Raw genomic sequence first — 7,625 nt, forward strand, 5'->3', positions numbered from 1 at the left:
AAAAAGAGGCAAACATGAAACAAAAACTATTAACTACACTCGCAACTTTGAGCTTAACGCTACTTTCACCGCAAAGTATTGCAACAGATACCACCGTTATATATGCGGGTTCCGTCTTATTAGGAGCGAAGCAAACACTTGAAAAACAGCGCACCATAATAATTAAAGACAACATTATCACAGACATTGTTAAAGGCTTTCCAAGTGTTGTCGAACTTAAATTACCTGATGCGCATGTTTTTGATTTAAAAAATCAGTTTGTGCTGCCAGGGCTGATTGATATGCATGTTCATGTAACTTTTGAGCGTGATGCGACAGTTAACCCGCATCAATGGCTAACTGAATATGAAGCTGATAACGCGCTGCGTTCGATAAAATATTTAAAACGCAGTTTAGATGCTGGGTTTACATCGGTACGTGATTTAGGGGGGAATTATAAAGTTATTTTTCCGCTTAAGCGCGCAGTTGAACGAGGTGATATTACAGGGCCACGAATTTTTGCTGCGGGAAATGCAATAACAGCAACCGGCGGACATGGCGACTTACATGGTTACCGTAAAGAAGTAAGTGATGTAATGACGAGCAGTTTAGGCGTGTGCAATGGTGCCGATGATTGCCGCCGAGCTGTACGAAATGTCATAAAAAATGGCGCTGACGTGATCAAAATCACAGCAACAGGTGGTGTGTTGAGTAATACTGCCGCGGGTGTTAATCAACAATTAAGTGATGATGAACTGGCTGCAATAGTCGATACTGCACACCATTTAGGGCGTAAGGTCACTGCTCATGCCCATGGAACGCAAGGTATTAATGCGGCGCTAAAAGCAGGTGTTGATTCAATTGAGCATGGCTCTTATTTAACAAAAGAGAGCATGGAACTATTTAATAAAACCAACGCGTATTTAGTGCCAACATTATTAGCTGGTGCAACGGTGAGTAAAGAGGTGCTTAGTAATCCAAACATGCCAACAGCCATTGCTGACAAAGTACGCGAGGTCGCCCCTAAAATGGAAGCCTCATTTAAGCTGGCACTTAAAAACAAGGTTAACATTGCATTTGGAACTGATTCAGGCGTTTCTCGTCATGGGCTTAATGCGGATGAGTTTGTGCTGTTAGTTAAATATGGAATGAGTGAAAAACAGGCTATTATGTCAGCAACGGTTGATGCAGCAAAGTTACTTGGCCAACAAGACATGCTAGGGCAGTTGAGTGTTGGTAAACAAGCAGATATCATCAGCGTAAATAGCTCACCTCTTGATGACATAACGACATTAAAAAATGTGCAGTTTGTGATGAAAGCAGGCAACGTATATAAAAACCAATTGTAAGGTACATCATGGGCAGCAAAATAAAGGCATCATTGTTTAATCATTTAATTGATGCAGAACGACAATTACTTGATCCAGAAGTCCGCCAATCAGAGCAAGCTTTGGACGCGTTATTAGACGATGATTTTATCGAAATTGCTGCCAATGGGACTGTTTTTAATAAGTACCAAGTGTTAACACGATTGCCGACAGAGGTTGTTCCGCAATTTTATAACCAACACTTTAAAGGGCGTATGCTAAGTGATGAAATCGTACAGCTAAGCTATCAAGCTGCTTATCGGCGCTCAGCGCGTGCTGAATTTAATTACTCATTACGTATGTCGTTGTGGCGCTTAACCGATGGACATTGGAAAATGGTTTTTCATCAAGGTACTCCCTGTGCTGTTTTTAGTATTTCGATGGATGACGATTAAACACCACTACTCTTTTATTTGCTCAAAAACTCCTTAGGCAAAAAATATGGCATTTTTAATGCGCACAGATCCTGCTATTAGTCGTTTGCTGATGTTACGCAGTGGCGCAATTGTAATTCAGCTTATCGCGGTTATTGCCGTATACTTTTTATTAGGTCATCAAATAGCATTACTGCCCTTGCTGGTGGTTATTTCGCTAGAAGCCGTATTTCAAATTTTAAGTGTTATTGCTTATCGTAATGTTGGTAAAGCGAAAGAGCTTGGGATGTTGATGCAGCTTACGGCTGATGTACTTTTTTTAGCCGTATTACTCTCCTTTAGTGGCGGGGCAACAAATGCGTTTGTGTCGTTATTATTATTACCTATTATGATTGCAGCAGTGAGCGTAAGCGCTAAAGGACTTGCATATATAGCCATGCTAGCAATTGCCGCATACAGTATTTTATTATTTAAAATGCCACAACACACTATGCATCATATGGATATGACTAGTCACTTTATCGGGATGTGGGTTAACTTTGTCATAAGCGCCAGTGTTATAGCACTGGTAGTCGGGGCAATGAACCGTGCACTACATTCAAGAGAACGCATTATTGCCAGCACCCGCGAAAAACAATTAAGAGCAGAGCAGCTTGTAACTCTAGATGGCGCAGCTGCGCAAATAACTCATCAATTAGCAAGCCCAATAACAAACTTACAATTACTGTTTGAAGAATTAATTGATGAGCAACCCGATAACCCAATTGTTGCCGATATGCAGCAACCCTTACAGCAATGTACTAATCAGTTGAGCAATTTTAGACGGCTATCAGAGCAGCTAAGATCTCAAGGCAAAACAGTTTCTATGCCCTTGCCTAGCTTAGCTGAGCAAATACAAGATACGATGTTGTTACAATACCCTAGCCAACAACTAATATGGGAAAATGAAACACCACAATACACGGTTATCAGCGATGCAATGTTGTTACCTGCCATTTTAAATCTTCTTCAAAATGCGGTAACAGCAAATCAGCAAACAGCAAAACAAACAATCACATTAAGTTGGCAGCTATTTCCGCAAAAACAACCTGTTGCGATTAATTTATCAATTCGAGATTTTGGTAAGGGCTTTACAGCAGATCAATTAAGCGAGCTAGGAGGCCAACTTATGCCCAGCGAAACAGGTATGGGAATGGCAGTGCTACTGTCAAATGTGACGCTTGAACGCCTGCAAGGATCATTAACGTTATTTAACCACCCTCAAGGCGGCGGTGTAGCGAAAGTTCAATTAGCAATAACGGCAAAACAAGAGGCCGTTTTATGAAGTTACTTATCATAGAAGATGATATTAATTTAGCAAATACGCTCGCGCGCGGCCTCACCAAACAAGGGTTTAATTGCGAAAAAGCGCACGATAGTCACAATGCGTTACTCGTTGCAAAAACGTTTTTACCCACTCATATATTATTAGATATGAAATTAGCAGACGACAATGGTTTAACGTTGATTTCACCGTTGCGTAATATATTACCGAATTCTCACTTGGTGTTACTGACAGGGTTTGCAAGTATAGCAACCGCCGTTGAAGCAATGCGTTTAGGGGCTAACGACTACCTAACTAAGCCGGTCGATATGCTGACTTTAGTTAAAGCGCTAAAAGGTGTAAGCGAGGCTATTTCTGACCTACCAGTGGATCCTGCAACGACGGTTATGTCTACAGAACGTTTACAATGGGAGCATATTCAGCAAGTTTTACACAGTAATCAGGGGAATGTATCAGCCACTGCGCGCCAACTTAATATGCATAGGCGTACACTACAACGTAAGTTACAAAAAAAGCCCGTTCAAAAATAAAAGTGCTGTCAAATGAGAAAACCCTGAATATTTCTTCTTTATAAGCGCCGCTACTGGTTGCTGCTTCGGCTATTATTAACTACAGTGAAATAATAATCACTTTTTGTGCAGTTAACATGAGTTGTATTTATGGATTTTTCTCAATTAAATATTTTAGCAATCCTACTAGCGGCATTATCAGCCTTTATGCTTGGTGGCATTTGGTATTCACCTTTACTCTTTCAACGAACTTGGATGGAAGGTTGCGGGTTAACAGAGTTAGATTTGAAAGACTCTGATCCAAAATGGATTTTTGGCGGCAGTTTTGTTTTATCTTTAATTATGGCGTTTAGTTTATCGTTATTTATTGGACCGCACCCCACACTTGGAGTGGCCGTTGGCGCTGGTTTTGCAATAGGCATTTGTTGGGTGAGTAGTTCGTTCGGGATGAGCTATATTTTCGAACAGCGACCACTTAAGTTATTTTTAGTAAACAGCGGCTATCATGTTTTGCAATTTACTTTAATGGGCTTAGTGTTGGGGATGTGGCCTTAAACTGTTAAAGTACACACACTATATTATGTAAAGTAATTCCTAAATGGCTAAACCGAATAAAAAAGGCCCAACAAAAACGGTCGATATTTATTGTGCTAATTGCAAAACTCCCCTCTTTAAATATCGCAAAGGAGGGAAGGGAGCATTAATTAAATGCTTTATTGAACGTATAACCCAAGATCACACCACCAAACCCTGTGTGTGCCCCCAGTGTGACAAATCCTTCGCAAGAGAAACCATGGTCCGCGGCGCGCCCGCGTATAAAATGATTGGTGGCAAAGTCACATTTAAATAACAGTAAGTACTTGCTTGTCTGTTTCAGTTAATGGGAGAGTACTAATTGATTTTCATAGTGAACTCTAGCCATTATTCACTAAGCTTTCCGCATTCAATAGCCGTTAATAAGCACCTAACTCCAACAGATATTCAGCGGCAATAATCACATTTAGCCAAACAAGTGATTACACATTAATTTGGGCAAATAAACACGGTGACTTGGGTTGATGCTGCGTATCACGAAGCACACTCACAAGTGTTAGCGCAATGGTGCTCCCCCTAAAAATATTTATTCCCAGCTGATACCGCGTGATACATTTGTTTTTTTGCTGCCGATAAATAATTAGGATGGATGTCACCTTAGTTCCTCCCTTAGTTCCCCAAGTTTACCTGAATACCAAGTTTGGTGCGCGGCTCTTTATCAAGGTTTAAAAGTGTATGCTGTCACGGGGGGGGTTGGTGCAGTGCAGGCTTAAAAGCAGGCATATTAACGGCGATGACTGCGGCTGTTTCAGGGGAAATTGGTGCTAAATTAGACTTTGATGTTGGTGGTTGGACTGCCGTTCAAAATGTAGCATCACATGCGATGGTAGGAGGCGTTTCTGCTGTTCTTCAAGGAGGAAAGTTTGGTCATGGCTTTGTCAGCTCCTTAGTCACCGCCAGTATGAAAGGATTTATGAATCCGAAAACCACTGAATTTGGTAATGCATATAGCCGTACCGCGATTGCAGGGGTTGTGGGCGGCACCGTGTCTAAACTTACGGGTGGAAAGTTTGCCAATGGCGCCGTCACCTCAGCAATGCAATGGTGGTATAATGCGGAAGGGCGTGGGAGAGTAAAGCAGAAGGTGGATTATTCAAAAATTTGGAAGGATATGAAGCGCACTTTGAGTGACTATTGGACGGAGGTAGACAAAGAAAATGATATGGTTAAGTCATTGGTTGGTGATGCCGTAGGCATTCAATCTGGGACTCGTTTATCACAGGGATTAGCTGGAAGCACCGAGATTGCATCTGCAGTAGGAGTTTGTGCTAGCACAGCTTCAGTAGGTTGCTTGGCTGGAGGAGGGATGTTATTTATGCATGGCGCATCAAACCTTTATGAAGCTCTTCGAGGCCCAGGAAACAACCCAATGGCCCACGTATATTCTGGTTTTGGAGCTTATCCAGGGCTTGGAGCGAAAGCTTTTGTCATAATAGATGGAGGAATGGGGGCAGCAGGACTCTTTAATTCATATAAATACGGAAATATATTGTCTCCAGCAAATAGTTTGAGTACATCAGAAAAAGTTTGGGGGGGGAATGATCTTTACCAAATTATATATGGTATTAAATCCAATGGCGGTGGGAACTAATGAGTAGTGATATTTTTATCGTACTTAATATTTATTTATTATTATGTATTCTGGTTGATTTGTTGAATTTTTTATTTGGAATAATAAGGGAGAGATGGGTTGATTATTATCATACTTTTTTAATTTTTGGAGCTATTGTAGGTGTGGGGTTAGCTGGTGCTTCGATTTTAAATGGTGATATATTTATTTTTCTGCTTTACGTATTGCTTACTTATTTTTTTGATAAAAGGGTGAAGGCTTTAGGTAATGAAAAAAAATAGTTCTTTCTTTTTTCCTTTATGGTGATGAGGGGGATTCGTCAGCAAACCATTGGGACAGACACTTGATAATATTGGTCTGTTAAACGGCGTTCATGGCACTGGGATCGTACAGGGGATGACAAACTATGTCGAAAAAGAAAGCGGAAATTAAAGGGCAAGTTATGATTTATGCCATTTCCATAGCTTTAATATTATTTTTGCCGTTAGTTGCAGCAACAAAAGCTGCTGTTGAAACATATTTATTTTTACTAGCTGGAGTTATTGCGTTAATTTTTTGGAAAAGTTTAAGATTATTAGTTTTAAAAAATAAGTTGTTGAAGGGAGTTGTATTAATGAATTACCTTATATCATTAATAATTTACTCTTTTAGTTTTTTTTATGAGTATCATATTCCAATGTTAATCGCTGTGGTTATATACATGTTTTCTTTTAAAGGTAAAATAATTCAATGTAGCGAGGAGATGATTCACCAAAAGATAAATAAATAGAGGCAGATATTTCCTTTTTCTTTTATTGCGATTAAAGCTTTATATACCCATCACACTTCAAGATGCAGAATTTAACACCTGAAAATTGTCGTTAATTCGGCTCGCCAAAATATCACCTAGATTAGGGAGTGTTTGACTAAAAAACTCATCAATTTTATCTCTAAATTCTTTTGCTGTTGCAAAATATTTATTATTCCTGACATGCTCATTCATTACTTTCCATAGCCGCTCTATGGGGTTCAAATTGGGGCTGTAAGGTGGGAGGTAGTGAAGTTTAATATTGAGCTCTTTTGCCTTCTTTTTAACGTCAATTGCTCGATGATACCCCGCACCATCTAAAATGATATGAATGCGCTTATAGTTCGACCAAGCCACTTAATTGCATAAAGTAACTTATGATTATATTAAGTGGAACATGCTCCTGTTGGTTACGAATATTGAATGGCAAACATCCAATGTTTCTAACAAGACGTTCGAGCCAACAGAGCAACTCATTTCAAAACGCATACTCAGGGATTGCCGACCACGACTATCTATAAGACCTGCGAGAAACGAGATTTAAGCACATTCCACTGTTAACTTTACGCGCAGGAGCTACAAAATGAAAGCCTATACCGTTGATAATTTCGCTGCTTTAATCGGTATCGATTGGGCAGATAAAAAGCATGATATCTGTGAACACCCAAACCCATCAGAAAAATACCACTACAGCATTATAAAAAGTAAACCTGAGTCACTTCACGAATGGGCAATGAGCCTTAAACAGCGTTATCCAAATCAAATGATCGCAGTTGTTTGTGAGCTAAAAAAAGGACCGCTCATTTATGCGTTGTCAAAATATAACCATCTTGTTTTATTCACTATCAATCCTTCAACTGTGGCTAAATATCGTAAAGCTTTTACCCCAAGTGGTGCTAAGGACGATCCATCTGATGCACTGATACAAGTTGAAATTTTGACCCTGCATATGGGGAAACTCAACGTCATTGAGCCAGAGTCAGCGGCTATGCGCTCACTATCTCAGTTAGTTGAATATCGACGAAACTTGGTGCAGGACAGCGTGAACTTATCAAATAAGATAACGGCTACATTGAAGAATTACTATCCGCAAGCACTTGAATGGTTTAAAGAAAAGGATA

10 protein-coding genes and 1 pseudogene are annotated in these 7,625 nt (G+C 39.9%); 10 read left to right on the forward strand and 1 reads right to left on the reverse strand.

Translation table 11 applies throughout. The features are described 5' to 3' along the window. Positions 1-14 precede the first annotated feature (14 nt). The 9 genes from HH219_RS11075 to HH219_RS11115 all read left to right on the forward strand — a co-directional run bounded on the left by HH219_RS11075 (position 15) and on the right by HH219_RS11115 (position 6,486). Complete coding sequence (locus tag HH219_RS11075; protein ID WP_169327475.1) at positions 15-1,328, forward strand: amidohydrolase family protein; 1,314 nt, start codon at positions 15-17, stop codon at positions 1,326-1,328. 8 nt (positions 1,329-1,336) lie between these two features. Continuing rightward, entirely contained in the window at positions 1,337-1,741 is a 405-nt protein-coding gene (locus HH219_RS11080; RefSeq protein ID WP_054204986.1) for a DUF4440 domain-containing protein, read from the forward strand. Between the two features lie 58 nt (positions 1,742-1,799). Then, on the forward strand, positions 1,800-3,044 hold the full coding sequence (locus HH219_RS11085; RefSeq protein ID WP_169327485.1) for an ATP-binding protein: 1,245 nt from the start codon (positions 1,800-1,802) through the stop codon (positions 3,042-3,044). Further along, positions 3,041-3,574: a response regulator gene (locus HH219_RS11090; protein ID WP_054204985.1), complete on the forward strand. Its 534-nt coding sequence runs from the start codon at positions 3,041-3,043 to the stop codon at positions 3,572-3,574. The genes HH219_RS11085 and HH219_RS11090 overlap by 4 nt, the downstream gene beginning before the upstream one ends. Positions 3,575-3,703: 129 nt before the next feature. Beyond that, a complete protein-coding gene (locus tag HH219_RS11095; protein ID WP_064435627.1) occupies positions 3,704-4,108 on the forward strand; it encodes a DUF1761 domain-containing protein in 405 nt (134 codons plus the stop codon). A 43-nt stretch (positions 4,109-4,151) separates the two neighbouring features. Further along, a complete protein-coding gene (locus HH219_RS22015) occupies positions 4,152-4,403 on the forward strand; it encodes a hypothetical protein (protein ID WP_054204983.1) in 252 nt (83 codons plus the stop codon). A gap of 477 nt (positions 4,404-4,880) precedes the next feature. Beyond that, positions 4,881-5,738 (forward strand): hypothetical protein, encoded by an 858-nt coding sequence (locus HH219_RS11105; protein WP_169327476.1) that lies wholly within the window; start codon positions 4,881-4,883, stop codon positions 5,736-5,738. Then, positions 5,738-5,998, forward strand: a complete 261-nt coding sequence (locus tag HH219_RS11110; protein ID WP_169327477.1) for a hypothetical protein — start codon at positions 5,738-5,740, stop codon at positions 5,996-5,998. The genes HH219_RS11105 and HH219_RS11110 overlap by 1 nt, the downstream gene beginning before the upstream one ends. 125 nt (positions 5,999-6,123) lie before the next feature. Next, on the forward strand, positions 6,124-6,486 hold the full coding sequence (locus tag HH219_RS11115) for a hypothetical protein (protein ID WP_169327478.1): 363 nt from the start codon (positions 6,124-6,126) through the stop codon (positions 6,484-6,486). 57 nt (positions 6,487-6,543) lie between these two features. Here HH219_RS11115 and HH219_RS11120 read toward each other — a convergent pair. Further along, positions 6,544-6,855 (reverse strand): annotated as a pseudogene (locus HH219_RS11120) (transposase); the annotation flags it as partial. A 232-nt stretch (positions 6,856-7,087) separates the two neighbouring features. On the opposite strand from HH219_RS11120, the gene HH219_RS11125 reads away from it, so the two are divergent. Beyond that, positions 7,088-7,625, forward strand: a 538-nt coding sequence (locus tag HH219_RS11125; RefSeq protein WP_169327479.1) for a transposase, incomplete at its 3' end; no start/stop codon positions are given.

Source organism: Pseudoalteromonas sp. NEC-BIFX-2020_015 (genome assembly GCF_012952265.1).
GTDB classification, from domain to species: Bacteria; Pseudomonadota; Gammaproteobacteria; order Enterobacterales; family Alteromonadaceae; genus Pseudoalteromonas; species Pseudoalteromonas neustonica.